Genomic DNA, 26,986 nt, shown 5'->3' with positions numbered 1-26,986 from the left:
CCGTTAACCTTGACCGCGATGGCCGTTGTGACTGAGACCCCGCCCCCCGTCCCGACCGACACCCCCGACGCGTCCGTCGGTGGGCGACGGCGGGTGACAGCGATGTCCGTCTGGGCCGTCGCCTTCGTCGTGACCTGGCTGGTCATCGGCCTGCCGACCGACCCGGCGTACGCCTTCCTGTGGATCTGGGCGGGCACCGTCGCCTGGAACTGGGGCCGGCCGTGGCGCAGCCACCTGCGGTTCGCCCGGGACTGGATTCCGGTGGTGCTGCTGCTCGCCGCCTACAACCTGTCCCGGGGCTTCGCCGACAACGGCCGCACCCCGCACGCCTACGAGCTGATCGTCGCCGACCGGGTGATGTTCGGCTGGGCGACCGGGGGTGAGGTGCCGACGGTCTGGCTCCAGCAGCACCTCTACCAGCCCGACGTGCGCTGGTGGGACGTGCTGGTGAGCTGGGTCTACTTCTCCCACTTCGTGGTGACGCTGGCCGCCGCCGCCGTGCTCTGGCTGCGCAGCCGCGAGCGCTGGGGGGCGTACATGCGGCGCTGGGGTTTCCTGTGCGCGGCGGGCCTGGTCACCTACTTCGCCTATCCGGCCGCGCCGCCGTGGTGGGCGGCGCAGAACGGCCTGCTGAGCGAGGTCGCCCGGATCTCCACCCGGGGGTGGAAGGAGTTCGGCATGCACGGCGCGGGCAACCTGCTCAACGCCGGGCAGATCGCCTCCAACCCGGTCGCCGCGATGCCGTCGCTGCACACCGCCTGGGCGCTGTTCGTGGTGCTGTTCTTCCTGCGTTCGACCCGTCGCCGCTGGTGGCCGCTGCTGCTCGCCTATCCGCTGGCGATGACCTTCACGCTGGTCTACAGCGGCGAGCACTACGTCATCGACGTCCTGGTCGGCTGGGCGTACGTGGGGATGACCTTCCTGGTCGTCGGGCTGGCCGAGCGGGCCTGGCGGGCCCGCCGCGGCCGGCGCGGTGTCCCCGCCGACGGTCCGCCGTCCGGGGGATCCGCCCCCGCCCCGACCACCGTCAGCGGGAGCGCCGGACGCTGATCAGCGGGCGCGGCGGGCGGCGTGCGCCCGCGCGGTCAGTTCCGCCGCGAGCGCCCACGCCTGCGCCAGGTCACGGTCGTGCGCGGCGGCCCCCGACCCGCCGGCCGTGTCGACGTGCACGGTGGCCAGCCGCAACCGGCGCTGCGCCGGCCCCTGCACGACCCGTACGCTCTGCATCCGGGCGTACGGCACCAGCGTCAACTGCCTGGTGAGCAGGCCGGAGCGGACGGCGAAGACCCGCTCGTGCAGTCCCGCGCCGAGCGCCCGGGCGCTGAGCGGGCGCAACCAGCGGGCCCGGTTCGGCGGGGGCGTCAGCGGCAGCGCGGTCAGCGTCACCCCCGGCAGCACCTCGTCGACGATCGCCGCCCCGACGGTCAGGTCACCGACGGGCAGCAGCCGGTCGGGCCGGTTGCGGTCGTCGGCCTCGCCGCCGGAGTAGCCGGCGACCTCCAGCCGCAGCCGCAGCCACCCCTTCATCCGCCAGAGCAGCGGCCAGGTCACCCCGACGGTCTGCACCCGCTCCAGCGGCACGGTCTGCACCCGGGTCTCCAGCAGGCCGTTGTGGATGCGCAGCCGGTCGGACTCGCGGGCCAGCCGGAAGTTCCAGTCGTCGAGGACCCGGCGGACCGGTTGCAGCAGCACGCCGGCCATCGCGGTCAGGGTGCTGGCCACCGCGATGAACGACCAGGAGCCCTCGGAGAGGAACTGCACCACCACGAAGGCCACCCCGAACGGCAGCAGGAACGCCTGCGGGGTGAGCAACTGGCTGACCAGCAGGTCGGTGTTCGTCACCGCGTGCAGCGGCCGGCCGGCCGGCTCCCGGTCGGCCGGCGCGGCGTCCCCGCCCGGCGGCGCGACGCCCGTCGACTGTGGGGCGGGGCCGGTGGTCGCGCCGTCGGGCAGGCCGGCGGCCACGGCGAGCAGCCGTTGCCGCAGCCGGGCCGCGTCGGCAACCGACAGGTACGCCAGCGGCGCCTCGGTCTTGCCGCCGCCGACCACCTCCAGGCGCAGCTCGGCCAGGCCGGTGAGCTGCGCCAGCAGGGGGCGGACCACCTCCACGGCCTGCAACCGCTCCAGCGGGATCGCCCGGGTCCGCCGCCACAGCAGCCCCTCGTGCACCCGCAGTTCCCGCCCGACGATGTGGTAGCCGGTGTTGTACCAGCTCACCACCGCCAGCACCGTCGCGCCGAGGGCGAGCACCGCCACCAGCACCGCGAACCAGCCGAAGCCGACCCGGGACAGCGTCGACCAGGAGAGCCCGGCGATCACCACGACCAGGGACTTCGCCCCCTGTAGCACCGGACTCAGCGGGTGCAGCCGCTGCCGTGGCTCGGCACCGGCCGGTCCGGCCGTCCCCACCGCCGGGGCGGCCGGGACGTCCGTGGCCACCGCCGGATGCGGTGGCCGCGGCGCGCCCGGAACCGTCGGAGCCGCCGGGACGCCCAGGGCCGGGACGTCGGGAGCCGCCGGGACGCCCGGGGCCGGGACGTCGGGAGCCGCCGGGACGCCCGGGGCCGGGACGTCGGGAGCCGCCGGGACGCCCGGGGCCGGGACGTCGGGAGCCGCCGGGACGGCCGGGGGCGTCGGGCGGGCCGCGTCGGGGTGCCCGTCGGTCACAGCCCCTCCGCCCGGTCCTCACCGAGGGCGGTGAGCCGGTCGCGGAGCCGGGCCGCCTCGGCCGGCCGCAGGCCGGGCACCCGGGCGTCGGTGGCCGCCGCGGCGGTGTGCAGCTGCACGGTGGCGAGGTCGAAGGCGCGTTCCAGCGGGCCCGCGCTGACGTCGACGAACTGCATCCGCGAGTACGGCACGATGGACAACCGCCGGACCAGCAGCCCGTGCCGGACCAGCAGGTCGTCGGCGCGTTCGGCGTACCCCCAGGCGCGCACGGCGCGGACGATCGTCACCACCCGCCACCCGCCGCCGAGCAGCACCACGGCGCAGCCGGCACCGAACAGCCAGTGCCCGGTGAACGCCCAGCCCAGCGCCAGCCCGACCAGCAGCACCGCCAGGCCCATCGCCAGGCGGAGCAGTTCGACCCAGATCAGGTCGGTGGAGATGGGCTGCCAGTGGACCGTGTCCGGCCAGGGTTCCAGGGCGCTCACCGGGGACTGGGGTGGCTCGGCAGCGTTCACGCTTCGAGGGTATGCGATCCGGGGAGCGCGGTGACCTCACGGAGGAACCCGCGGGCGTCGAGGAAGTCGCCGAGGCTACCCCGGTGGGCCGGGCAGGCGAGCCAGGTCTTGCGTCGCTCGGGGTCGTGCAACCGGGGATTGTTCCAGCGCAGCGCCCACACGGCGGGCGCGCGGCAGCCCCGGGACGAACAGACGGGTGCCTCGCCTGCGGGGGTGGGATCGGTCACCAGGGGAGTGTAGGCGTGCGCCGGGACCGGAGACGAGGTGAGCGCCGGGCGGCCACGGGGGGAGCCGCCCGGCGACGGGGTGAATCGTACACGTGGCAGACCCCTTCGTGTCCAGCCTCGTTCAGCGATTCGGCGATCCGGACGGCGTACCCGAAATCGGGTTCTCCCCACCTCGGCTCCCAGCCGGGCATGCGAGTCTTGTTACCGCACCACGCCACGACGACCGATCATGCTGTGGAGGACCGGTGGCCCAGCCGACCACGCCCGACGCCCCTGCCCCGAACGGGACGGCCCCCGAGACACCCGCGGCGGTGACCACCCCCGCCCAGGACGCCACCCTGCTGGAGCGGGCCCTGTTCGAGATCAAACGGGTGATCGTCGGTCAGGACCGGATGGTGGAGCGGATGTTCGTGGCGCTCCTGGCCCGGGGGCACTGCCTGCTGGAGGGGGTGCCCGGGGTGGCGAAGACCCTCGCGGTGGAGACGATGGCCCGGGTGGTGGGCGGGCAGTTCGCCCGGGTGCAGTTCACCCCCGACCTGGTGCCGGCCGACATCATGGGTACCCGGATCTACCGGCAGTCGAGTGAGAAGTTCGACGTCGAGCTGGGCCCGGTCTTCGTGAACTTCCTGCTCGCCGACGAGATCAACCGGGCCCCGGCCAAGGTGCAGTCGGCGCTGCTGGAGGTGATGAGCGAGCGGCAGGTCTCGATCGGCGGCCAGAGCCACCGGGTGCCCGACCCGTTCCTGGTGATGGCGACCCAGAACCCGATCGAGCAGGAGGGCGTCTATCCGCTGCCCGAGGCGCAGCGGGACCGCTTCCTGATGAAGATCGTCGTCGGGTACCCCACCGACGCCGAGGAGCGCGAGATCGTCTACCGGATGGGGGTCGCCGCGCCCGAGCCGGCGCAGGTGTTCTCCACCGACGACCTGCTCGCCCTGCAACGCAGGGCCGACCAGGTCTTCGTGCACAACGCCCTGGTCGACTACGCGGTACGGCTGGTGCTGGCCACCCGCAGCCCCGCCGAGCACGGGATGCCCGACGTGGCCCGGCTGATCCAGTACGGTGCCAGCCCGCGCGCCTCGCTCGGCCTGGTCCGGGCCACCCGGGCGCTGGCCCTGCTGCGCGGCCGGGACTACGCGCTGCCGCAGGACGTCCAGGACATCGCGCCGGACATCCTGCGGCACCGGTTGGTGCTCAGCTACGACGCGCTCGCCGACGACGTGCCCGCCGACCACGTGGTGCACCGGGTGATGTCGACCATCCCGCCGCCCTCGGTCGCACCCCGGCAGCAGGCGTCCCCACCACCGGTCAGCGGCCCGCCGGCCGGCGGCTGGCCCGGGCAGCACCCGTGACCGCACCGGTACGCCCGGCCGACGCCGGTGGGGAGCGGACCGAGGCGGTGCTGTCCCGCCTGCAACTGCTGGTGACCCGCAAACTCGACGGCCTGCTCCAGGGCGACTACGCGGGGCTGCTGCCCGGTCCGGGCAGCGAGGCGGGGGAGTCGCGCGAGTACCGTCCCGGCGACGACGTACGCCGGATGGACTGGCCGGTGACCGCCCGCACCACCACCCCGCACGTGCGGCGTACGGTGGCCGACCGGGAGCTGGAGACCTGGCTGGCGGTGGACCTGTCGGCGAGCCTGGACTTCGGCACCGGCCGGTGGCTCAAGCGGGACGTGGTGGTCGCCGCGACCGCCGCGCTGACCCACCTGACGGTGCGCGGCGGCAACCGGATCGGCGCGGTGATCGGCACCGGGGCCCCGCCGCCGGCCGCGCCCGCCCGCCGGTGGCGGTCCGCGCCGCCGGCGTCGCCCGGCGGGCCGGGGGTGCTGACCCGGGTGCCGGCCCGGTCCGGCCGGCGGGAGGCGCAGGCGCTGTTGCGCGCGGTGGCGCACACCCCGCTGCGGCCCGGGCGCGGCGACCTGGGCGCGCTTGTCGACCTGCTCAACCGGCCGCCGCGCCGACGGGGCCTGGCGGTGGTGATCTCGGACTTCCTCGCACCGCCCGCGCAGTGGGGCCGGCCGCTGCGTAAGCTGCGGGTCCGGCACGACGTGCTGGCCATCGAGGTGGTCGACCCGCGTGAGCTGGAGCTGCCCGACGTGGGGGTGCTGCCGGTGGTGGACCCGGAGACCGGGGAGCTGCACGAGGTGCAGACCGCCGACCCTCGGCTGCGCCGCCGCTACGCCGAGGCGGCCGCCGCCCAGCGTGGCGCGATCGCCGCCGAGCTGCGGGCCGCCGGCGCCGGACACCTGATGTTGCGTACCGACCGAGACTGGCTGCTGGACATGGTGCGATTCGTGGCCGCCCAGCGGCATGCCCGCACCCGGGGGACGACGCGATGATCCGTTTCATGCAACCGTGGTGGCTGCTGGCCCTGCTGCCGGTGCTGGCCCTGGCCGCCGCCTACGTCTGGCGGCAGCGCCACCGCCGGGCGTACGCGATGCGGTTCACCAACGTGGACCTGCTGCGTACCCTCGCGCCGAAGGGGCTGGGGTGGCGGCGGCACGCGGCGGCGACCGCGCTGCTGCTGGCGATGGTGGCGCTGGCCACCGGGATGGCCCGGCCGGCGATCGACACCCAGGAGCCGCTGGAGCGGGCCACCGTGATGCTCGCCATCGACGTGTCGCTGTCGATGCAGGCCGACGACGTGTCGCCGAACCGGTTGGAGGCGGCCCAGGAGGCGGCGAAGCAGTTCGTCGGTGAGCTGCCGGCCAGCTACAACCTGGGCCTGGTCTCCTTCGCGAAGGCGGCGAACGTGCTGGTGGCGCCCACCAAGGACCGGGCCGCGGTGACGGCGGCGATCGACGGGCTGACCCTGGCCGAGGCGACCGCCACCGGTGAGGCGGTCTTCACCTGCCTGGAGGCGATCCGGTCGGTGCCGGCCGACGGCGCGGCCGGTATCCCGCCGGCCCGGATCGTGCTGCTCTCCGACGGGTTCCGCACCTCGGGCCGGTCGGTGGAGGAGGCCGCGGCGGCGGCGCAGGCGGCGAACGTGCCGGTCTCGACCATCGCGTTCGGCACCGACTCGGGGCAGGTCGACATCGGTGGTCAGTTGCAGCGGGTGCCGGTGGACCGGCTGGCGCTGGCCCAGCTCGCCGAGACCACCGAGGGTTACTTCTACGAGGCGGCCTCGGTGGCCGAGCTGAAGCAGGTCTACCAGGACATGGGCTCGTCGATCGGGTTCCGCACCGAGCCCCGCGAGATCACCCAGTGGTACGCGGGGGTGGCGCTGCTGCTGGCGCTCTGCGCGGGCGGGCTGAGTCTGCTCTGGACGTCCCGGATGCTCTGAGGCCGGCCCGGACGTCCCGGGTGCGGTGGCCCGTACCCCGGACGTCCCGGGTGCGGTGCTCCGGGTCCGGGCGTCCCGGCGGTGGCCGCCGGTGCGGGGCGGCGCGGTGGCCGGTGGCGGTCTCAGTGACCGCCGCTGGCCAGCACGAACACGACGGCCACCCAGACGGCGGCGAGGGTGAAGCCCAGCGGGGCGACGTAACGGCTCATGAACGGCTCCGGTGGCGACTGGACGGTCCGCGGGCGGGCGGGACCGCAGGGATTGGTCAGGGCGCGCACACGAAGTCGTGACCGGGCTGCTCCACCGGGGACGTCCCGGCGCGGGACGGCGTCACCGACCGGTCCGCCGGCCGGGGGCCGGAAGCGGGCGGTGCGGGGGAGCGGGAGCTGGGTCAGCTCGACCGACTGAGTCGTGGCTCAGCGGGGCTGACGGACGGCCCGGCCACGACTGGGAGGATCGCTATCTCGCACAGCGATCACCTCCTGCGGTCGGCGGGGCCAGAGACACGAGTCGCATTCGGCTCGCGGACGCCGATCATCGTACAACGGGGACACCCGCAACGCGTATTCGGCCGTCCCGCCCCGGACGGTGGCCGGCCGCTCCCGGAGGGTCGTCGCGCCGACCCCTCAGCCGGGCCGGCCCGGCCGCCGCGCCGGGGTTCGGTGGCGCACCGTTAGCGGTTACCTGTCGGTAGCGCCTAGGCTCCGACCGGAATGATCAGCGGAACCGAAGGGGGACCCGTGGCCCGTACCGTGCTGGTGACCGGCGGCAACCGGGGGATCGGACTGGCCATCGCGCAGGCGTTCGCCAAGCAGGGCGACCGGGTCGCGGTCACGCACCGCAGCGGCGACGCGCCGGAGGGCCTGTTCGGGGTCCGGTGCGACGTCACCGACACCGCCTCCGTCGACGCCGCCTTCACCACCGTCGAGGCCGAGCTGGGCCCGATCGAGGTGCTGGTCGCCAACGCCGGCATCACCGACGACACGCTGCTGATGCGGATGTCCGAGGAGCAGTTCACCGGGGTGCTCGACACGAACCTCACAGGCGCCTTCCGCTGCGCCAAGCGGGCCTCGTCCAAGATGCTCCGCGCCAAGTTCGGCCGGATGATCTTCATCTCGTCGGTGATCGGGCTCTACGGCGGCGCCGGCCAGGTCAACTACGCGGCCAGCAAGGCCGGCCTGGTGGGGGTGGCCCGCTCGATCACCCGGGAGCTGGGCAGCCGCAACATCACCGCGAACGTGGTCGCCCCGGGCTTCATCGACACCGAGATGACCGCCGCGCTGCCCGAGGAACGCCGCACCGAGTACCGCAAGGTCATCCCGGCCGGGCGGTTCGCCGCGCCGGACGAGGTCGCCGGGGTGGTCACCTGGCTCGCCTCGGACGCCGCGGGCTACATCTCCGGCGCCGTCATCCCGGTCGACGGCGGCCTCGGCATGGGTCACTGAGAACGTACGGAGGAAGCCAACACATGTCAGGACTGCTCGCCGGTAAGCGGCTGCTCGTCACCGGCGTCATCACCGACGCCTCGATCGCCTTCTCGGTGGCGAAGCTCGCCCAGGACAACGGCGCCCAGGTCGTGCTCACCGGCTACGGCCGGCTCTCGCTGGTCGAGCGGATCGCCAGGCGGCTGCCCCAGCCGGCACCGATCATCGAGCTGGACGTCACCAGCCCGGAGCAGCTCGCCGGCCTGGCCGACAAGGTACGCGAGCACGTCGACGGCCTCGACGGGGTGGTCCACTCGATCGGCTTCGCGCCGCAGAGCTGCCTCGGTGGCGGCTTCCTCGACGCCTCCTGGGAGGACGTGGCGACCGCGCTGCACGTCTCCACGTACTCCTACAAGTCGCTGGCCATGGCGGCGCTGCCGCTGATGTCGCCGGGTGGCTCGGTGGTCGGGCTCACCTTCGACGCGACCAAGGCGTGGCCGGTCTACGACTGGATGGGGGTGGCCAAGGCCGGGCTGGAGTCCGCCTCCCGCTACCTCGCCCTGCACCTGGGCAAGCAGGGCATCCGCAGCAACCTGGTCGCCGCCGGGCCGCTGCGCACGATGGCCGCGAAGTCCATCCCCGGCTTCGAGCAGTTCGAGCAGGCGTGGACCGAGCGGGCCCCGCTCGGCTGGAGCCTCACCGACCAGGAACCGGCCGCCCGTGCCTGCCTGGCCCTGATGTCGGACTGGTTCCCGGCCACCACCGGCGAGATCGTCCACGTCGACGGCGGTTACCACGCCCTGGGCGCCTGAGCCGCACGCCGGGGCTCCGCACCGGGGCCCCGGCGTAACCTGCGTGACCAGGGGCCGTCGTCGGGCCGTCGCCGACCCCGGGGGAGAATGACCCCATGTCGTACGACGCATTGGTGCTGGTCTCCTTCGGTGGCCCGGAACGGCCCGAGGACGTGCTGCCCTTCCTGGAGAACGTGACCCGGGGGCGGGGGGTGCCGCCCGAGCGGCTGGCCGAGGTCGCCGAGCACTACCTGCACTTCGGCGGGGTCTCCCCGATCAACCAGCAGTGCCGCGAGCTGCTCGCCGCGATCCGGGCGGACCTCGCCGCCCACGGGGTCGACCTGCCCGTCTACTGGGGCAACCGGAACTGGGACCCGATGCTCGCCGACACCGTGGCGCAGCTGCGCGACGACGGGATCACCCGGGCGCTGGCGTTCGTCACCAGCGCGTACGGCGGCTACTCGTCGTGCCGGCAGTACCAGGAGGACATCGCCGCCGCGCGGGCCGCCGTCGGCCCGGACGCGCCGGTGATCGACAAGCTGCGCCAGTTCTGGGACCACCCGGGCTTCGTCGAGCCGCACGCCGACGCGGTGCGCTCGGCGCTGGCCCAGCTCGACCCGGCCCGGCGGGACACCACCCGGCTGGTCTTCACCGCGCACTCCATCCCCACCTCGGCGGCGGCCACCGCCGGCCCGCACGGCGGCCGGTACACCGCGCAGCTGGCGGAGACCGCCCGCCTGGTGCACGCCGCCGCCGCGCCCGACCTGCCCTACGACCTGGTCTGGCAGAGCCGTTCCGGCCCGCCCCAGGTGCCGTGGTTGGAGCCGGACGTCAACGACCACCTGACCGCCCTCGCCGGGCAGGGGGTGACCGGGGTGGTGGTCAGCCCGATCGGGTTCGTCTCGGACCACCTGGAGGTCGTCTGGGACCTCGACACCGAGGCGTCCGAGACGGCCAAGCAGCTCGGCCTGGACTTCGTCCGGGCGGGCACCCCCGGCACCGATCCGAGGTTCGTGGCGATGGTGCGCGAACTGGTGGCCGAACGCACCACGCCCGACGGGCCGGGCCCCCGCCGCCTCGGCGAGCTGCCGATGTGGGACACCTGCCCCACCCCGTGCTGCGTGCCGGCCGCCCGCCGCCCCTGATGCCGACGACCCGCCCTCCCCGACACCCCCTTGGGACGACAGATGCTTGACCGCAAGCCGGTGCAGAGCTGGCTCACCGACATGGACGGCGTGCTGGTGCACGAGGGCCAGCCGGTGCCCGGCGCACCGGAGTTCGTCAACCGGCTCCGGGCCTCCGGCAAGCCCTTCCTGGTGCTCACCAACAACTCGATCTACACCCCGCGCGACCTTCAGGCCCGGCTGACCCGGATGGGGTTCGAGGTGCCGGAGGAGGCGATCTGGACGGCGGCGCTGGCCACCGCCCAGTTCCTCGCCGACCAGCGGCCGGGTGGCACCGCGTACGTGATCGGGGAGGCGGGGCTGACCACCGCGCTGCACGCCGTCGGTTACGTGCTGACCGACTTCGCCCCGGACTACGTGGTGCTGGGCGAGACCCGCACCTACAGCTTCGAGGCGATCACCAAGGCGGTCCGGCTGATCAACGACGGGGCACGGTTCATCTGCACCAACCCGGACGTCACCGGTCCGTCGGTGGAGGGCGCGCTGCCCGCCGCCGGGTCGGTCGCCGCGATGATCTCGAAGGCGACCGGGGTGGAGCCGTACTTCGTCGGCAAGCCGAACCCGATGATGATGCGTTCGGCGCTGAACACCATCAACGCCCACTCGGAGAGCACCGCGATGATCGGTGACCGGATGGACACCGACATCCTGTGCGGCCTGGAGGCGGGGCTGGAGACGATCCTGGTGCTCACCGGGATCAGCACCCGGGCCGAGACGGAACGCTACCCGTACCGGCCGTCGCGGATCGTCGACTCGGTGCTCGACCTGATCGACGAGATCTAGGCCGTACCGGTGCCGGGCCGGGTGCGGTCAGGGGCGCAGCGGGGCGTTGCAGGCGGCGACCAGCGCCTGCCGGCAGGCGGTGGTGAGCGGGCGCAGCGCCGCGTCGCGTTGCTGCGCCTCGTGGTTGTTGACCGCCCCGCCGGGCGCGCTCTCCCCGGCCAGCGCGAGCACCCGGTCGAGCACGGCGGCGCGGGCGAACAGCCGCCGGGAACGCGGGTCGAACCCGGGCGGCAGGTCGGTCGCGCCGTCCGGGCGACGCAGCGCGGCCAGCGCCCCGGCCAGCTCGGGCCGCCACTGGGCCACGTCGAGCCGGGTCAGCGCGGCGGTGGACTCGGCCAGCGCGGTGGCGAGTTCCGCCTCCGCCTCGGCGGCCCCCGGCGCGGTCAGCGACGCCCGGGCTGCGTCGGCCGGCAGCGGGTAGACCCGCCACAGCACCGTCTCCCACGTCATTCCGGAGCCGGAGGTGTGGGTGCGCACCTCGGGGATCAGCCCGAGCGCACCGGCCACCACGGCCTCCCCGGCCAGCAGCGCCGCCCCGGCGAAGTCGCCCGGACCGGGCAGCCCCCGGGGGTCGCCCGGCGCGGGCAGCACCAACCGGATCTCGTCGGGGGAGAGCTTCGCCAGCGCCGGCAGGGCCTCGCGCAGGGGCACGTCCCGCCAGGTGCCCGGCGCGTCGGCGACCAGGTGCTCCTCGTCGCCGGCGACCGACTCGGCGACCTCGTCGAAGGGCACGAGGCCGGCCCGCCAGGCGCGTACCCAGGCCACGAAACGGCTCGACCGGCGCGCGGCCAGGGTGGCCGCGCCCGTTGCGGGGGAGGACATGCCGAAAAGGGTACGTGCTCCCCGCCGCCCGTGTCTCGACTGCCGGATCGTCGACTGTCCGGTCCGCCCACCGCCGCAGGTGGCGGGCACGTGGGCACGTGGTCACGGCCCGCTGCGGCGCGGTCACGCACCCGGCGCGTCGCCCGGTCGGTGTGTCGCGCCGTCCGGGCGCGTCGGGAGGTGCCGGGGCGCGGCGGAGGTTAGCGTGACCGGCATGGCGGGGCGATACGGCGAGGACGTGCTGGCGGGCGACTGGCGGCGGCGCAGGGTCACCCCCGAGGTCGACGCCGCGCCGGACCTGGTGGTGGAGGACGCCGACTCCGGGTTCTGCGGCGCGGTGGTCGGGTTCGAGGCGTCGGCGGTGGTGCTGGAGGACAGGCACGGCCGGCGGCGGGTCTTCCCGCTGCTGCCCGCCGCATTCCTGCTCGACGGGGAACCGGTGACCCTGCGTCGGCCGGCCCGCGCCCCGGTGCCCGCCGCCCGTCGCCGGACCGCCTCCGGGTCGGTCGCGGTTGCCGACGTGCGGGCGCGGGTGGCCAAGGCCAGCCGGATCTGGGTCGAGGGCGTGCACGACGCCGCCCTCGTGGAGCGGATCTGGGGCGACGACCTGCGGATCGAGGGCGTGGTGGTGGAGCCGCTGGACGGCATCGACGCCCTCGACGCCGAGGTGCGCGGGTTCGGCCCAGGCCCCGGCCGCCGGCTCGGGGTGCTCGTCGACCACCTGGTGCCAGGCTCCAAGGAGAGCCGGATCGTGGCCCGGGTGGACTCCCCGTACGTGCTGGTCACCGGCCACCCGTACGTGGACGTGTGGCAGGCGGTCAAGCCGGCCGCGCTGGGCATCCGGGCCTGGCCGGTGGTGCCGCCGGGCCGGCCGTGGAAGGAGGGCGTCTGCGCGGCCCTCGGGGTGGCCGAGCCGGCCGAGATGTGGCGGCGCATCCTGTCCCGGGTGGACAGCTTCGCCGACGTGGAGACCCCGCTGATCAACGCGATGGAACGCCTGATCGACTTCGTCACCGAACCGGACTGACACCCACCGCCGCGCCCGGCCCGGTCAGGGTTCCTGGTCGGGGGTGCGGGTGAAGACGAAGGTGCCGATGTCCAGGCCCACCGCCCGCCCGGCCGGGTCGCGCAGGACGGCGAGGGTCTCGCCGTCCTGCTCGCCGGAGCGGCCCCGCCAGCGGTCCGGGCCCTCCGGGGTGAACCGCAGCGTCGGGTTGCCGACCCGGCCGGCCCACAGCTCGCCGGCCGGGTCGGCCCGGACCTCGTACTCGATGCCCATCCACCACCAGCGGCCGGTCAGCTCGGCCAGTTCCGCCGCCGGTGGCGCGGACGCCGGCCGCCAGGCGACGACCGGGGTCGGCTCGGCGTCCAGGACGAGGGTGAGCAGTTGCCGGGACAGCCCGCCGATGTGCCCGGTGCGCAAGCCGTACGAGTTGGCGAAGCCGACCACGGCGGTCCGGCTGGGCCGGTGCACGGTGAGGGCGGCCACGTAGCCGGGCATCGAGCCGCCGTGGCCCACGTACACCCGGTCGCCGTCGCGGTACAGCTCCAGCCCCAGGCCGTGCCCGCCGCGCCAGGAGTCCAGGTCGTTGAGCATCACCGGGGTGCACATCTCGGTGAGGGTGTCGGCGGCCAGCACCTCGTCGGTGGGGTCGGCGAGGAACGCCGCCCAGCGGGCGAGGTCGGTCACCGTCGACCAGAGCTGCCCGGCGGGGGCCATCGCCCCGGTGTCGGTACGCGGTTCCTCCCGCAGCGTGTCGTGCCACGGGTGCACCACGTAGCCCGGGGCGTACGGCTCGGTCTCCCGGTAGGTGGTGCGTCGCAGGCCCAGCGGGTCGAGGATCCGCTCGGTGAGCAGCCGCGCCCAGGGGGTCCCGGTGACCCGCTCCAGCACCCCGCCGAGCAGCCCGTACGCCAGGTTGGAGTAGTGGTAGCCGCGCCAGGCGGGGTAGCCGACCTTGTCCGTGGTCACGCCGGCGACGAGGGTGGCCAGGTCGGTGCCCTCGGTGCGTTCCCACCAGGGGCCGTCGGGCTCGCGGTGCAGGCCGCTGGCGTGGCCGAGGAGCTGGCGCAGGGTGAGCCCGCCGACGGCAGTGCCCGGCAGGTGCCGCTCCAGCGGGTCGTCCAGGGTGAGCCGGCCGGCGTCGCGTTCCCGCATGACCAGCGTGGCGGTCATGGTCTTGGTGATCGAGCCGAGCCGGTACTGCAGGTCGGCGTCGGGGCGCGGGTGGTCACCGGCGGTGGACAGGTGGACCAGCGTGCCGTCCCGGACGATCCCGAGCGCCAGCGACGGGGCGCGCCCGGCGGCCTGCGCCTGCGCCACGAGGGCGTCGATCCGGCGGGCGGTCTCGGCGAGCAGGGTCACCAGCAGCTCCTTCGTGGCGGTCGTTCGGGTCTGGACCGAGCTTACTGATCATCAGAAGTGGGTGGATTCGCGTGGACGTGTCACGATCGAGGGGTGGACGCCGTGGTGTGGATCGTGCTGGGTGTGCTGTTGGCCGTCGCCGAGATCTTCACGACGACGCTGTTTCTGATCATGTTCGCGGTCGGCGCGTTCGCCGCCGCCGGGGCCGCCGCGCTGGGTGCGCCCGTCGCCGTGCAGGCGGTGGTCTTCGCCGTGGTGTCGGCGCTGACGGTGGCGCTCGCCCGGCCGACCATCCGCCGGCACATGCGGCCGTCGGTGGACAGCGGCGAGCAGCCGTTCGGGGTGCAGGCGCTGGAGGGCGCCACCGCCCTGGTGATCGAGCAGGTCGACGCCGAGCAGGGCATGGTGAAGATCGACGGCGAGTTGTGGACGGCACGTCCGTACGACGCGACGCAGACCTTCGCGCCCGGTGCCCGGGTGCAGGTGATAAAGGTCCAGGGCGCCACCGCCCTGGTGTGGCAGGACGACATTTCCTCCCCCGGCGAGTTGCCGGAAGCGAAAAGGTGACGGTATGGAATTTGTAGCGGTCCTGTTGGTGGCCGTAGCGTTGATCATAGTGGTGACGCTGGCGAAGGCGGTGCGGATCGTGCCGCAGCAGCGTCAGGACGTGGTGGAGCGGCTCGGCAAGTACAAGAGCACCCTGAACCCGGGCCTCAACCTGCTGGTCCCGTTCGTCGACGCGGTGCGTACCAAGGTCGACATGCGGGAGCAGGTGGTCAGTTTCCCGCCGCAGCCGGTGATCACCTCCGACAACCTGGTGGTGTCGATCGACACCGTCCTCTACTACAAGGTGGTCGACTCGGTCCGGGCGACCTACGAGATCGCCAACTTCATCCAGGCGATCGAGCAGCTGACCGTCACGACGTTGCGTAACGTGATCGGCTCGCTCGACCTGGAGCGGGCGCTGACCAGCCGGGAGGAGATCAACCGGCACCTCTCCGGCGTGCTCGACGAGACCACCGGCCGGTGGGGCATCAAGGTGACCCGGGTGGAGATCAAGGCGATCGAGCCGCCGCCGAGCATCCGCGACTCGATGGAGAAGCAGATGCGCGCCGAGCGGGACCGCCGGGCCGCCATCCTCAACGCCGAGGGTCACAAGCAGTCGCAGATCCTCACCGCCGAGGGTGAGAAGCAGGCGGCGGTGCTGCGCGCCGACGGTGACCGGCAGGCCCGCATCCTCCAGGCCGAGGGCCAGGCGAAGGCGATCCGGACGGTCTTCGACGCGATCCACACCGCGAACCCGAGCCAGAAGGTGCTGGCCTACCAGTACCTCCAGGCGCTGCCGCAGATCGCCAACGGCACGGCCAACAAGGTCTGGATCGTCCCGGCCGAGCTGACCAAGGCGCTGGAGGGCATGGGCGGCGCGCTGGGCGGGCTGAGCCGGATGGTCGGCGACGAGCCGGCCCCCGAGGCGAAGCGCACCGCCAGCGAGGTCGAGCGGGAGGCCGCCGAGGCGGCCGAGGCGGCGGCGAGCGCCGCCCAGCAGATCCACGACGAGGTCCGGGTCGCCGAGGCGCAGGCCACCGGCGGCAACGTGCCGAAGGGGCTGCCGGCCCCCGAGCCGGTCTCCCCGGCCAGCCTGGTCACCGACCCGGCCGACCAGCGCGAACGGGCCTGACCCGCCGCCGTCCGGGCCGGGCGGCAAATGTGAGAAACGCTCATCCGGCGCCCCGGCGCCTGCCACGATCGGTCCTGAGGGACGGGTGGTGGTCAGGCCCGGGGCGTCGACGCGTTCCGTGCCACCCGTCGCCGCAGACGGGTCGGGGCCCTGCGGGCCGCCCGTGCAGGCAGCCGGCGTCGCCCGGCGGAGCGGACGAGGTGAGGCATGAAGGACCCGGCGCAGCGGCTGTTCTCCCGTACCCCCGTTCCCGGCGCACACGACCCGGCCGGGCCGCTGGGCACCCGGCGGACCGGCGGCGGCTTCGGGGTGCTGCCCTTCGTCGGCGACCCCGGGCCGGCCGCGCCAGCCACCGACGCCAGTTGGGCCTGGTCGCTGCGCCGGCTGGCCCGCGCCGCGGTCTGGCTGCTGCCCGCCTACGCGGTGCTCTCCGGCACGGTGGCGATGGCCAGCGACGGCGGGGTCGGCAACGACCCCTACCCGGCCGACGGCCAGCCGCTCTACCTGCTCGGCTGGGTGGCGGCGATCTGGCTGGGCCTGCTCGCCCTGCTCGCGCTCACCGGCCTGCTCGCCGCCACCCGCAGCCGGCGGGGCGCGGTGGCCGGCCTGCTGACCAGCATCGGCGGTACGGTGCTGATGCTGCCCTTCGCCGGCCTGGCCGCGCAGACCCCCGTCTTCGGCACCACCGCCCGGATGCTGGTGCTGCTCGGCGCCACCTGCTACACCGCCGGCTGGCTGCTCACCGGCTGGGCGGTGGCCCGGTCCGGGGCGTTCGCGATCGGCGACGGGGTGATGCTGATGATCGCCGCCCCCCTGCTCGGCCTCGGCGGCGCGCTGGTCGGCCCGTTGCAGACCTTCGGGGCGATCTTCGTGCTGGTCGCCGGCATCGGCATCGGCTACCGCTCCGGCCGTCTCGTGCCGGCCACCGTCGCCCGCGACGCCGCCACCGCCAGCGTCACCACCCCCTGACCCCGCCCCGCCCGCCCCGCGCCCGCCCGGCCCGCCGTGGTGATCAAGAGCTTCGGGTCAGGAATCCGGACGGGACGCGCCCAAACCTCTTGATGGCCGAGCCGGGGGGAGAGACGGGATGGACCGGACGGACGGGGATGGCAGGGCAGCGGGACGGGGAAGTCGCTGGCAGGTCACGGTGAGTTACCTGACAATCGGGTGCCGGAGTGGGCTGCTGTCCCGCGCGGTGGCAATGCTTACCCGCATGTCCTCACCCCGGACGCCGCTGGCGCGGCTGCTCACCGTGCTGCTCGCCGGCCTGCTGGCCGGCCTGGTCCTCGCGGTCGCCGCGCTGCCGGGCAACCTGCTCGCGGGGTTCGCCACCAGGGCGGTGCTCGGGGGGTTCGACGACCTGCCGGCGGCACTGCGCACCCCGGCCACCCCGCAGCGTTCCTACCTCTACGCCAACGACGGTAAGACGCTGCTCACCACGTTCTACGACGTCAACCGCACGGACGTGCCGCTGGCCGAGATCGCCCCGACGCTGCGGGCGGCGATCGTCGCCGCCGAGGACCGCCGCTTCTACTCCCACGGCGGGGCCGACCTGCGCGGCATGGCCCGCGCCCTGGTCGCCAACGTCACCGGCGGCGGCACCGCCCAGGGCGGCTCCACGCTCACCATGCAGTACGTGCGCAACGTGCTCAAGAGCGACCCCAGCCGGAGCGCCGAGGAGCGGCAGGCGGCCACCGAGCAGACCGTCGGGCGCAAGCTCCAGGAGATCCGGTACGCCACCGAACTGGAGAAGACGCTCAGCAAGGACGAGATCCTCAACCGCTACCTCAACATCGCCTACTTCGGCTCCGGCGCGTACGGGGTCGCCGCCGCCAGCCAGCGCTACTTCGGCAAGTCGCCGGCCGACCTGACGCTCGCCGAGTCGGCGCTGCTCGCCGGACTGGTCCAGTCGCCCGACGCGTACAGCCCGATCGACGGGGACCGGGAGGCGGCCCTTCAGCGGCGCGGCTACGTGCTCGACTCGATGGTCGCCACCGGCGCGATCACCGCCGCCGCGGCCGACGAGGCCCGCGCCGAGCAGTTGACCCTGCACGCCACCGTCCAGCCCAACGGCTGCACCGCCACGGTCACCGCCGACGCCGGCTTCTTCTGCGACTACCTGCGCCGCTGGTGGCTGGAGCAGCCCGCCTTCGGGGCGACCGCGCAGGAGCGGGAGCAGGCGTTGCGCCGGGGCGGCTACACGGTGGTCACCTCCCTCGACCCGGACGTCCAGGCCACCGCCGCCGCCGAGGCCCGCAAGGTCTATTCCGCCGACGAGGCCCGCGCGCTGCCGATCGCCGCCGTCGAGCCCGGCACCGGCCGGGTGCTCGCCCTGGCCGTCAACCGCGAGTACGGGGTGGGCGACGGGCAGACCGTCAACCCGCTGGTCTCCGGCGGCGGCAGCATCGCCGGCTACCAGGCCGGCTCGACGTTCAAGCTGTTCACCATGCTGGCCGCGCTGGAGAACGGCCGTACCCTGTCCACCGGATTCGACTCGCCGAGCCGGCTGACCACCCGGTTCCCCGCCGAGGGCGAGGCATCCTGTGGTGGCAGGTGGTGCCCGGCGAACGCCAACCCGGCGCGGATGGACGGCTACCGGATGATGTGGGACGGCTTCGGCCGCTCGGTGAACACCTACTTCGTCTGGCTGGAGGAGCAGGTCGGCCCGGCCAAGGTGGTGGAGATGGCGCAGCGCCTCGGGATCACCTTCCGGGCCCGCACCGACGCCGACCTCGCCGCGCACGACGCCGACAACTGGGGGGCGTTCACCCTGGGGGTGTCCGCCACCACCCCGCTCGACCTGGCCAACGCCTACGCGACGGTGGCCGCCGAGGGGACGTACTGCGCGCCGACGCCTGTGGTGTCGGTGACCGGCCCGGATGGCTCGACCGTGCCGGTCGGCCAGCCGGCCTGCCGGCAGGTGCTGTCGGCGGACGTGGCGCGGGCCGCCACCGACGCGGCCCGCTGCCCGGTCGGCCAGCAGTCGGCGTACGGGCAGTGCAACGGCAGCACCGCCGGCGGGGTGGACCGGATCGTCGGCCGCCCGGTGGCCGGCAAGACCGGCAGCTCGGAGAAGAACGCCACCGAGACCTTCGTCGGGTTCACCCCGCAGGTGGCGGTCGCCGGCATCGCCGCCAACCCCGACGACCCGAGCGACGCGGTCGGCGCGGCCGTGCAGGGTGAGGTGATCACCGCGGTCGCCCGGACCATCCGTACCGCCGTGGACGGCCAGCCGGTCCGTGACTTCACCGCCCCCAGCCGCGAACTCGCCGGCAACCCGCAACGCCCCGCGCCCCGCCCGTCCCCCCGCGCCCCGGGGCAGGAGGACCAGAACTTCCCCTCGGACCTGCTCCGCTGGCTCCAGAACCGCCGGGGCTGACCCGCTGTCGCCCCGGTGCCGGCTCGACCCGGGCGGGCCCTGATCGATCGACGCCAGGTCGGCGGAACGGCGGTGTCCGCCCCGCGCGATGCCGCTGTTGCCCCGGCATCGCGCCCAACGACCGGGCGGGGCGGGCGGGTCAGCGGCGACGGGGGCGGTAGGTGGCCAGAGTGGCGGGGATGCCCCGGCGGACGATGCCGGCCCGGTCGGTGTCGCCGCGCAGCAGGGCCGCCGCCGTCTTGCGGGCCTGGTCGAGGGTGAAGTGCGGGGGCAGCATCAGCTCCGCCGGGTCGACCACCGCGTTCACCACCACCGGACGGTCGGCGGTCAGCACCCGCCGCCACAGGCCGTCGACCTGGTCGGGGGAGTCGACCAGCACGCCGTCGAGGCCCAACACCTCGGCCCACCGGTGGTACGCCACGTCCGGCAGGTCCTGGCTGGTCGGATAGCGCGGGGTGCCCTCGGTGGACCGCTGTTCCCAGCTGACGAACGCCAGATCCCGGTTGTTGAGCACCAGCACCACGAAACGCGGGTCGGCCCAGCGCCGCCAGTTCTTCGCCACGGTGATCAACTCGTTGACCCCGTTCATCTGCATCGCCCCGTCGCCGATCAACGCGACCACCGGACGGTCCGGGTGGGCGAACTTCGCCGCCAGGGCGTACGGCATGGCCCCGCCCATCGACAGCAGGGTGCCGGAGAGGCTGGCCAGCATGCCGGGGCGAACCTGGAGGTGGCGGGCGTACCAGGCGGTGGCGGTGCCGCAGTCCACCGCGATCATCGCGTCGTCGGGCAGCGCGTCGTCGAGGGTGTGGAACAGCAGCTGCGGGTTCACCGGGTGCGCGGGCTGCCCGGCCAGCTCCGCCTGGGCCTGCCGCCACCCCGAGGTGGCGTCGGCGATCGTCGCCCGCCAGGCCGTCGGCGCGGGCCCGTCGCCCAGCTCCCGCAGCAGCGCCCGCAGGGTCGGGCCGGCGTCGCCTGTCAGGTTGACCTCCGTCGGGTAGCGCAGCCCCATCCGGGTGCCGTCCAGGTCGATCTGCACCGCGCGGGCCTGCCCCTGGGGCGGATAGAACTCCGAGTACGGCATGTTGCTGCCGACGATCAGCAGTCGGTCGCACTCCTGCATGAGCTGCCAGCTCGGCCGGGTGCCGAGCAGCCCGATCGCCCCGGTCACCCACGGTTCGCGGTGGTCGACGGCGGTGAAGCCGAGCAGCGCGGCGGCCACCCCGGCGCCCAGCCGGTCGGCGATCAGGCGTACCTCCGCCTCGGCGCCCAGCGCACCCTGGCCGACCAGCATCGCCACCCGCTCGCCGCCGCGCAGCACGTCGGCGGCGCGGCGCAGCTCCGCCTCCGGCGGCACCGTCGGCATGCTGCTGGGGGTCGCACTGGTGTGGTAGTAGCCGTGTGCGTGCGGCGGGTCCGGCACCGCCGGCTCATCCTGCACGTCCAGCGGGAGCACGAGCGCGGTCACCGTACGGCGGGACAGCGCGGTGCGGCAGGCCCGGTCCACCAGGTGCCGCACCTGGGACGGGTCGTCGAGCTGGGCCAGGAAGTCCCCGGCCACGTCCTTGTAGAGGGCGAGCAGGTCGACCTCCTGGTAGTAGCCGCCGCCCTCGGCGGTGAGCGCGGTGTTGCCGACCAGGGCCACCACCGGCTGGTGGTCGAGCTTGGCGTCGTAGAGGCCGTTGAGCAGGTGGATCGCGCCGGGGCCGCTGGTCGCCAGGGCGCAGCCGAGCGGGCCGCCGCCGTACTTGACGTGCGCGCTGGCGGCGAAGCCGGCGGTCTCCTCGTGGCGTACCTGGACGAACTCCACCCGGTCGCCGGCCCGTTGCAGGGCGGAGGTCATCCCGTTGATGCCGTCGCCCGGGTAGCCGAAGTAGCGGTGCACCCCCCACTCGGCGAGGCGGGCCACGATGTGGTCGGCGACTGTGGCGTTCCTCGGCAACCGGCCGTCGGTGGTGCCCGCTGCGCTCATCGTGGTGGTCCCTCCGGTCGAGTCCGCTTCCCGCCCCCCTTCCCGCGTCACGCCGGGGGAAACCCGGTCGCCCGGGTATGACCCGACCGGGTCGGGCGCGCGCCGGGGGAACCGGCAGAATCGGGCGGTGCCCGTTCACGAGATCACCGACCCCGACGACGTCCGGATCGCCGACTACCGGGCGTTGACCGACGTCGAGCTGCGTACCCGCTGGGAACCCCCGCACGGGCTGTTCATCGCCGAGGGGGAGCTGGTGCTGCGCCGGGCGTTGCGGGCCGGCTATCCCGCCCGGTCCTACCTGGTCGACGCCAAGCGGGTCGACCAGCTCGCCGACCTGGACACCGGGGCCGCCCCGGTCTACGCGGCCACCCCCGACGTGCTGGAGAAGGCGACCGGCTTCCACGTCCACCGGGGCGTGCTCGCCTCGTTCCACCGCAAGCCCCTGCCCACCGCCGCCGAGGTGCTGGCCGCCGCCCGCCGGGTGGTGATCCTGGAGGACATCAACAACCACACCAACCTCGGGGCGATCTTCCGGGGGGCCGCCGCGCTCGGTATCGACGCGGTGCTGCTCTCGCCGTCCTGCGCCGATCCGCTCTACCGGCGCAGCGTGCGGGTCAGCATGGGGGAGGTGTTCGCCGTGCCGTACGCGAAGCTGGAACGTTGGCCGGCCGGCTTGGACGAGGTACGCGCGGCGGGTTTCACGGTGCTCGCGATGACGCCGGCGGCGGACGCCGTACCGGTGCAGCGGTTGACCCCGGCGCAGCGGGGGCGGGCGGCGCTGCTGCTGGGCGCGGAGGGCCCCGGGCTGACCGGGGCGGCGCAGGCGGCCAGCGACGTGCGGGTGGTGATCCCGATGCGGCGCGGCGTGGACTCGTTGAACGTGGCCGCCGCGGCGGCGGTGGCGTTCTGGGAGCTGGGTCGGGACGACCCGGTCGACGGGTAGCCACCGACCACCGGCTATTTGCATGAGAATGCGGGCAGGTGCATAATCTTCCCTGTGTCCAAGGTTCTCACCTCCCTGCCCATCGGCGAACGTGTCGGCATCGCCTTCTCCGGCGGCCTCGACACCTCGGTCGCGGTCGCGTGGATGCGCGACAAGGGCGCCGTCCCGTGCGCCTACACCGCCGACATCGGCCAGTACGACGAGCCCGACATCGACTCGGTGCCCGGTCGTGCGCTCAGCTACGGTGCCGAGGTCGCCCGCCTGGTCGACTGCCGCGCCGCCCTGGTCGAGGAGGGCCTCGCCGCGCTGACCTGCGGTGCCTTCCACATCCGTTCCGGCGGCCGGGCCTACTTCAACACCACGCCGCTGGGCCGGGCGGTGACCGGGACCCTGCTCGTCCGGGCGATGATCTCCGACGACGTGCAGATCTGGGGCGACGGCTCGACCTTCAAGGGCAACGACATCGAGCGGTTCTACCGCTACGGCCTGTTGGCCAACCCGCAACTGCGGATCTACAAGCCGTGGCTGGACACCGACTTCGTCACCGAACTCGGTGGCCGCAAGGAGATGTCGGAGTGGCTGCTGGAACGCGGCCTGCCCTACCGGGACAGCACCGAGAAGGCGTACTCCACCGACGCCAACATCTGGGGCGCCACCCACGAGGCGAAGACCCTGGAGCACCTCGACACCGGCATCGAGACGGTCAGCCCGATCATGGGGGTCCGGTTCTGGGACCCGTCCGTGGAGATCCCCACCGAGGACGTCACCATCGGCTTCGACCAGGGCCGGCCGGTGACGATCAACGGCAAGGAGTTCGGCAGCCCCGTCGACCTGGTGCTGGAGGCCAACGCCATCGGCGGCCGGCACGGCCTGGGCATGTCCGACCAGATCGAGAACCGGATCATCGAGGCCAAGAGCCGGGGCATCTACGAGGCCCCCGGCATGGCGCTGCTGCACGCCGCGTACGAGCGGCTGGTCAACGCCATCCACAACGAGGACACCCTGGCGAACTACCACCACGAGGGCCGCCGCCTCGGCCGGCTGATGTACGAGGGCCGCTGGCTCGACCCGCAGGCGCTGATGCTGCGCGAGTCGTTGCAGCGCTGGGTGGGCACCGCCGTCACCGGTGAGGTGACCCTGCGGCTGCGCCGGGGCGAGGACTACTCGATCCTGGACACCACCGGCCCCGCGTTCAGCTACCACCCGGACAAGCTGTCGATGGAGCGTACCGAGGACTCGGCCTTCGGCCCGTCCGACCGGATCGGCCAGCTGACCATGCGTAACCTCGACATCGCCGACTCGCGGGCCAAGCTGGAGCAGTACGCCACCCTCGGCCTGGTCGGCGGGGCAGCCCCGCAGCGGGCGGTCGGCGCGGCCCAGGCCGCCTCGACCGGGCTGATCGGGGCGATGCCGCAGGGCGGCGCGGAAGCCATCGCCTCCCGGGGCGTCGCCACCCCCGACGAGGAGGCCCTCGACCGGGCCGCGATGGAGTTCGGCGTCGACTGACAGTCGCGTCGCCGGCCGGGACGGGGGTCACCGCCCCGGCCGGCGGGGCCGCCCTCGTCGTCCGGGCGGCGACGGACGGTGGATGGCGGGACCCGGGATCACCGAGGGTAGCGTGTCGCCCGTGTTCCCTACCGTCCGTGAGGTGCTCGCGCTGGACCCGGTCCGCCACGGCGCCCCCCGGCTGGTCGCCGGGGAGACCGGCCTGGACCGCCCGGTGCGCTGGGTGCACGTGGCGGAGGTGCCCGACATCGCCACCCTCCTCGGCGGGGGCGAACTCGTGCTCACCACCGGCATCGGACTGCCCGCCGACGACGTCGGGCTGCGCGCCTTCATCGGCGACCTCGCCGCGGTGGGTGTCTCCGGACTCGTGGTCGAACTGGGCCGCCGCTACCCGACCGAGGTGCCCCGGGTGATGGCCGTGGCCGCCGCCCGGCGCGGGCTGCCCCTGGTCGAGCTGCGCCGGGCCACCCCGTTCGTGCGGATCACCGAGGCGGTGCACGCCCTGATCGTCGACGCCCAACTGCACGAGCTGCGGGCCGCCGAGGAGATCCACCAACGCTTCACCGAACTGTCCGTCGAAGGTGCCGGGGCCGCCGAGGTGGTCCGGCAGGCCGCCACGCTGGCCGGCTGCCCGGTGGTGCTGGAGAACCTGTCCCGGCAGGTGCTCGCCTACGACCCGGCGGGGGAGAACGCCGCACTGCTGCTGGACGGCTGGGAGCAGCACTCCCGACGGCTGCGTCCCGCCGGGCGCACCGCGTACGACAGCGACAGCGGCTGGCTGGTCACGACCGTCGGCGCACGCGGACAGGACTGGGGTCGGCTGCTGCTGCGCTGGCCGGCGCGGGCGGGCCTCGGCGACGGCCGGCCCGTCGGCACGCCACCCACCCGGCTGACCATCCTGGTGGAGCGGGCCGCCTCGACCCTGGCGCTCGGTCGGCTGATCCGCCGCGACGCCGAAGGGCTGGAACGGCAACTGCACCACACCCTGCTCACCGCCCTGCTCGACCACTCCCGACCGGTGGACGAGATCGCGTTGCGGGCGCGGGCGCTGGGAGTGCCCCTGGAGCGTCGGCACCTGATCGGCGTCATGGTCCGGCTCCGCCGCGACACCCCGGCCGAACACTGCGGACCGGGCGAGAGCGGCCCGGCCGACGCCGCCGAGGCCGGCCCGGCCCGGCTGCGTGACCTCGCCGAGGCGGTCGGCCAGGCGCTACGGGAGGCGAAACTGGCCGGCCTGACCAGCCCCGTCGACGACCAGGCGGTGGGGGTCCTGCTCGCCCTGCCGGACGCCGCCGCCGAGGACCGCGCGCTCGCCGCGTTCGCCGCCGCGCTGCGCCGCCGACACGGCGACCAGCCGGCCCGCGTGCTCATCGCCGCCGGATCCGGGGTGGCGAGCCTGCGGGAGGTACGCCGGTCGCTGGTCGAGGCCCGCCAGGTCGCCGAGGCCGCCCGCCGGGACAGCCGTGACCTGCCGGTCTTCCGGCTGCCGCACGTCGGGCTGGCCGGCCTGCTGCACCTGCTGCGCGACGAGCCCCGGTTGCAGACCTTCGTCGAACGGGAACTCGGCGCGCTGCTGGCCCACGACGCCCAGCACCCCCGGGAGCAGCTGCTCGGCACCCTGCGCGCCTACCTGGAGCAGGGCCGCAACAAGTCGGCCGGCGCGGTCGCCGCGCACCTGTCCCGCCCCGCCTTCTACGAACGGCTGGCCCGGATCGGCCGCATCCTCGGCGTCGACCTCGACTCGGTCGAAGCCTGCCTCTCCCTGCACGTCGCCCTCCTGGCCCTCGACGCCATCCGCACCCCCTGACGCGCCCCCCGCCCCGCCACCCCTCCGGCCTGTGCCCGCCCGACCCACGCCCGCCTGGCCTGTGCCCGGTGATCAAGAGAAATGCGTCAGATTTCGTAGCCCGGGTGACGCCAACCTCTTGATCACCGTCCGGTCGGCCGGCAGGTTCACCGTGATCAAGAAGAATGCGTCAGATGTCGCCGCCCCAGTGACGCGAACCTCTTGATCACCGGGGAGATGGGGGCCGGGTGAGGTGGCGGGAGACGGGTGGTGCCGGCGGGGGGCGGGTCAGGTCAGGGTGTCCAGGGTTTTGGCGTAGGCGGCGGGGACGTGGTGGGGGCCGGCCGGGGTGAAGACGTCGGAGGTGGCCGCCGTCGACCAGGCGGCGGCGGGGACCGCGTCGACCAGGGCACGGACCACCGGGGCGTCGCGCCACTGGTCCTGGGCGGCCAGCAGGCTCAACGCCACCACCGACTCCTCCACCTCGCCGACGCACTCGAACGGCTTGTGCCCGTCCACGCCGAGCAGTTCCCGGTAGCCGGGGATCTGCGTCTCGTCGGCCAGCAGGTCACCGCCGAAGATGCCGACCACCCGCTCGCGGGTCATGAACGGGGCCATGGCGAGGAAGACGAACCGGCACTTCGGGCAGTCGCGGCACCAGCGGGCGCTGGCGTCACGCAGCTTGAACGCGGCGTTGCAACTGGTCACCACCGCGTCGTACCGGTCGATGGTGGCGAACAGCCGGGCGATGTGCAGCTCCGACAGCGGGCGCAGCAACGAGAAGTACGGTTCGGTGAGCCCCGCGTGCCCGGCCAGCGCCGCCCGCAGCAGCCCCTCGGCCTCGACCCCCTTGGACCACTGGTGGTTGATCTCGTGACCGTTCCAGATCAGGTTCGGGTCGGACGCGGAGCGCTCGTTGGACATCACCACCGGCCCGAGCCCGTGCAGCACGGCGGTGGCGACCGCGATCAGCGAGTTGATCGCGGTGACCGGGATGTGCCCGTTGCGCGCCCCGGCGGCGTTCAGGTCGAACAGCACCGGGTCGAGCCGTCGCCGGGCGGCCAGCGCCGGCAGCCCGGACGCCTCGTTCACCGCGACGATCACGTGGTTGGGGTTGACCGAGAACGGCACCGGGTCGAAGCCGCCCCGGCGCAGCGCCTCCAGGCTGACGATGGAGTCCTTGCCCCCGCCGACGGCCGACAGCGGTCGCCGGTCGGAGTCGTCGTACACCCGGGGTGGCGGGACCTCGCCGGCCGGCACCTCGGGACGCAGTTCCAGCACGTGCGGGAGTTGGTTGCGGTAGGCGTACTCGGCGAGGCCCTTGGTGTAGACGGCGGTGACCAGCGCGGTGGCGGCCCCGCCCAGCGGCGTCGGCAGCACCAGGCGCGGCGGGGCGGCGGCCTTGTAGTAGCTGACCCCGGCCACCACGTGCAGCAGTTCCAGGACCCGGCCCAGGGTGGCCAGCGTCTGCGCCGACGGCGGCGCGGCCGGCACCGGCAGCGTGATCACCTCGGTGAACCGCTGCTCGCCGTCGGGGCCGGTCAGGAGGTAGTCGAACGACGCCGCGCCGGTGGCGGGGTCGAACGAGTACGACGGGAAGGTGAAGGCGTCCATCCGCCGGAGCTGCTCGTTGGGCACACGCCATACTAGGCCCTG

General features: G+C 74.1%; 24 protein-coding genes. 16 read left to right on the top strand and 8 right to left on the bottom strand.

Translation table 11 applies throughout. The features are described 5' to 3' along the window. The first annotated feature begins 18 nt into the window (after nucleotides 1-18). Nucleotides 19-1,050 (top strand): phosphatase PAP2 family protein, encoded by a 1,032-nt coding sequence (locus tag Q2K16_RS10110; RefSeq protein WP_302744948.1) that lies wholly within the window; start codon nucleotides 19-21, stop codon nucleotides 1,048-1,050. On the opposite strand, the gene Q2K16_RS10105 is transcribed toward Q2K16_RS10110, so the two are convergent. The 3 genes from Q2K16_RS10105 to Q2K16_RS10095 all read right to left on the bottom strand — a co-directional run bounded on the left by Q2K16_RS10105 (nucleotide 1,051) and on the right by Q2K16_RS10095 (nucleotide 3,409). Further along, the gene (locus Q2K16_RS10105; RefSeq protein ID WP_489671909.1) at nucleotides 1,051-2,496 is read right to left on the bottom strand and encodes a PH domain-containing protein; all 1,446 of its coding nucleotides are present in this window, start codon (nucleotides 2,494-2,496) and stop codon (nucleotides 1,051-1,053) included. 167 nt (nucleotides 2,497-2,663) lie between these two features. Further along, nucleotides 2,664-3,182: a PH domain-containing protein gene (locus Q2K16_RS10100; RefSeq protein ID WP_302744946.1), complete on the bottom strand. Its 519-nt coding sequence runs from the start codon at nucleotides 3,180-3,182 to the stop codon at nucleotides 2,664-2,666. Beyond that, the gene (locus Q2K16_RS10095) at nucleotides 3,179-3,409 is read right to left on the bottom strand and encodes a hypothetical protein (RefSeq protein ID WP_302744945.1); all 231 of its coding nucleotides are present in this window, start codon (nucleotides 3,407-3,409) and stop codon (nucleotides 3,179-3,181) included. The genes Q2K16_RS10100 and Q2K16_RS10095 overlap by 4 nt, the downstream gene beginning before the upstream one ends. Before the next feature lie 245 nt (nucleotides 3,410-3,654). Here Q2K16_RS10095 and Q2K16_RS10090 point away from each other — a divergent pair, with 245 nt between their 5' ends. From Q2K16_RS10090 to Q2K16_RS10080, 3 genes are read left to right on the top strand one after another with little or no spacing between them, the layout of a single operon-like run. Beyond that, nucleotides 3,655-4,761: an AAA family ATPase gene (locus Q2K16_RS10090; protein ID WP_302744944.1), complete on the top strand. Its 1,107-nt coding sequence runs from the start codon at nucleotides 3,655-3,657 to the stop codon at nucleotides 4,759-4,761. Next, on the top strand, nucleotides 4,740-5,750 hold the full coding sequence (locus Q2K16_RS10085; protein WP_302746425.1) for a DUF58 domain-containing protein: 1,011 nt from the start codon (nucleotides 4,740-4,742) through the stop codon (nucleotides 5,748-5,750). Before Q2K16_RS10090 ends, Q2K16_RS10085 begins: the two co-directional genes overlap by 22 nt. Then, nucleotides 5,747-6,697, top strand: coding sequence for a VWA domain-containing protein (locus tag Q2K16_RS10080; RefSeq protein ID WP_302744943.1), 951 nt, complete (start codon nucleotides 5,747-5,749; stop codon nucleotides 6,695-6,697). Before Q2K16_RS10085 ends, Q2K16_RS10080 begins: the two co-directional genes overlap by 4 nt. Nucleotides 6,698-6,819: 122 nt before the next feature. Here the strand turns inward: Q2K16_RS10080 and Q2K16_RS10075 are convergent, their stop codons facing one another. Next, nucleotides 6,820-6,975 carry a hypothetical protein gene (locus tag Q2K16_RS10075; protein ID WP_302744942.1) on the bottom strand — a complete coding sequence of 52 codons (156 nt, stop codon included), beginning with the start codon at nucleotides 6,973-6,975 and terminating at the stop codon, nucleotides 6,820-6,822. A 462-nt stretch (nucleotides 6,976-7,437) separates the two neighbouring features. Here Q2K16_RS10075 and fabG point away from each other — a divergent pair, with 462 nt between their 5' ends. The 4 genes from fabG to Q2K16_RS10055 all read left to right on the top strand — a co-directional run bounded on the left by fabG (nucleotide 7,438) and on the right by Q2K16_RS10055 (nucleotide 10,879). Beyond that, the gene (gene fabG, locus Q2K16_RS10070; protein WP_302744941.1) at nucleotides 7,438-8,142 is read left to right on the top strand and encodes a beta-ketoacyl-ACP reductase; all 705 of its coding nucleotides are present in this window, start codon (nucleotides 7,438-7,440) and stop codon (nucleotides 8,140-8,142) included. A 23-nt stretch (nucleotides 8,143-8,165) separates the two neighbouring features. Beyond that, nucleotides 8,166-8,933 (top strand): enoyl-ACP reductase FabI, encoded by a 768-nt coding sequence (gene fabI / locus Q2K16_RS10065; RefSeq protein ID WP_302744939.1) that lies wholly within the window; start codon nucleotides 8,166-8,168, stop codon nucleotides 8,931-8,933. Nucleotides 8,934-9,028: 95 nt separating this feature from the next. Further along, a complete protein-coding gene (locus tag Q2K16_RS10060) occupies nucleotides 9,029-10,057 on the top strand; it encodes a ferrochelatase (protein WP_302744938.1) in 1,029 nt (342 codons plus the stop codon). 42 nt (nucleotides 10,058-10,099) lie between these two features. Further along, on the top strand, nucleotides 10,100-10,879 hold the full coding sequence (locus tag Q2K16_RS10055; RefSeq protein WP_067312900.1) for an HAD-IIA family hydrolase: 780 nt from the start codon (nucleotides 10,100-10,102) through the stop codon (nucleotides 10,877-10,879). Nucleotides 10,880-10,906: 27 nt separating this feature from the next. On the opposite strand, the gene Q2K16_RS10050 is transcribed toward Q2K16_RS10055, so the two are convergent. Next, a complete protein-coding gene (locus Q2K16_RS10050) occupies nucleotides 10,907-11,701 on the bottom strand; it encodes a hypothetical protein (protein WP_302744936.1) in 795 nt (264 codons plus the stop codon). A gap of 214 nt (nucleotides 11,702-11,915) precedes the next feature. On the opposite strand from Q2K16_RS10050, the gene Q2K16_RS10045 reads away from it, so the two are divergent. After that, the gene (locus Q2K16_RS10045; RefSeq protein ID WP_302744934.1) at nucleotides 11,916-12,728 is read left to right on the top strand and encodes a DUF3097 domain-containing protein; all 813 of its coding nucleotides are present in this window, start codon (nucleotides 11,916-11,918) and stop codon (nucleotides 12,726-12,728) included. A gap of 24 nt (nucleotides 12,729-12,752) precedes the next feature. Here Q2K16_RS10045 and Q2K16_RS10040 read toward each other — a convergent pair whose 3' ends face one another. Continuing rightward, on the bottom strand, nucleotides 12,753-14,066 hold the full coding sequence (locus tag Q2K16_RS10040; RefSeq protein ID WP_302744932.1) for a serine hydrolase domain-containing protein: 1,314 nt from the start codon (nucleotides 14,064-14,066) through the stop codon (nucleotides 12,753-12,755). Between the two features lie 93 nt (nucleotides 14,067-14,159). On the opposite strand from Q2K16_RS10040, the gene Q2K16_RS10035 reads away from it, so the two are divergent. The 4 genes from Q2K16_RS10035 (at nucleotide 14,160) to Q2K16_RS10020 (ending at nucleotide 19,123) form a co-directional block, all read left to right on the top strand. Next, nucleotides 14,160-14,633, top strand: a complete 474-nt coding sequence (locus Q2K16_RS10035) for an NfeD family protein (protein WP_145920800.1) — start codon at nucleotides 14,160-14,162, stop codon at nucleotides 14,631-14,633. 4 nt (nucleotides 14,634-14,637) lie between these two features. After that, nucleotides 14,638-15,744 (top strand): SPFH domain-containing protein, encoded by a 1,107-nt coding sequence (locus tag Q2K16_RS10030; protein WP_302744931.1) that lies wholly within the window; start codon nucleotides 14,638-14,640, stop codon nucleotides 15,742-15,744. Nucleotides 15,745-15,951: 207 nt separating this feature from the next. Next, complete coding sequence (locus tag Q2K16_RS10025) at nucleotides 15,952-16,713, top strand: hypothetical protein (RefSeq protein ID WP_302744930.1); 762 nt, start codon at nucleotides 15,952-15,954, stop codon at nucleotides 16,711-16,713. Between the two features lie 244 nt (nucleotides 16,714-16,957). Beyond that, nucleotides 16,958-19,123: a transglycosylase domain-containing protein gene (locus Q2K16_RS10020; protein WP_489671872.1), complete on the top strand. Its 2,166-nt coding sequence runs from the start codon at nucleotides 16,958-16,960 to the stop codon at nucleotides 19,121-19,123. A gap of 139 nt (nucleotides 19,124-19,262) precedes the next feature. Here the strand turns inward: Q2K16_RS10020 and Q2K16_RS10015 are convergent, their stop codons facing one another. Beyond that, a complete protein-coding gene (locus tag Q2K16_RS10015; protein ID WP_302744927.1) occupies nucleotides 19,263-21,095 on the bottom strand; it encodes a thiamine pyrophosphate-requiring protein in 1,833 nt (610 codons plus the stop codon). Between the two features lie 127 nt (nucleotides 21,096-21,222). Between Q2K16_RS10015 and Q2K16_RS10010 the strand changes: the two genes are divergently transcribed. The 3 genes from Q2K16_RS10010 to Q2K16_RS10000 all read left to right on the top strand — a co-directional run bounded on the left by Q2K16_RS10010 (nucleotide 21,223) and on the right by Q2K16_RS10000 (nucleotide 25,351). Further along, a complete protein-coding gene (locus Q2K16_RS10010) occupies nucleotides 21,223-22,038 on the top strand; it encodes a TrmH family RNA methyltransferase (RefSeq protein WP_302744926.1) in 816 nt (271 codons plus the stop codon). Between the two features lie 54 nt (nucleotides 22,039-22,092). After that, nucleotides 22,093-23,544, top strand: a complete 1,452-nt coding sequence (argG, locus tag Q2K16_RS10005) for an argininosuccinate synthase (protein WP_302744924.1) — start codon at nucleotides 22,093-22,095, stop codon at nucleotides 23,542-23,544. A 121-nt stretch (nucleotides 23,545-23,665) separates the two neighbouring features. Then, nucleotides 23,666-25,351 (top strand): PucR family transcriptional regulator, encoded by a 1,686-nt coding sequence (locus tag Q2K16_RS10000; RefSeq protein WP_489671871.1) that lies wholly within the window; start codon nucleotides 23,666-23,668, stop codon nucleotides 25,349-25,351. Nucleotides 25,352-25,618: 267 nt separating this feature from the next. Here Q2K16_RS10000 and Q2K16_RS09995 read toward each other — a convergent pair whose 3' ends face one another. Then, nucleotides 25,619-26,968, bottom strand: coding sequence for a MurL-like N-terminal domain-containing (locus Q2K16_RS09995; protein ID WP_302744922.1), 1,350 nt, complete (start codon nucleotides 26,966-26,968; stop codon nucleotides 25,619-25,621). Between the last annotated feature and the right edge of the window lie 18 nt (nucleotides 26,969-26,986).

The sequence above is a fragment of the Micromonospora cynarisoli genome, from assembly GCF_030518815.1.
Taxonomy (GTDB): domain Bacteria; phylum Actinomycetota; class Actinomycetes; order Mycobacteriales; family Micromonosporaceae; genus Micromonospora; species Micromonospora wenchangensis.
This window is presented reverse-complemented; position numbering and strand designations above follow the sequence as displayed.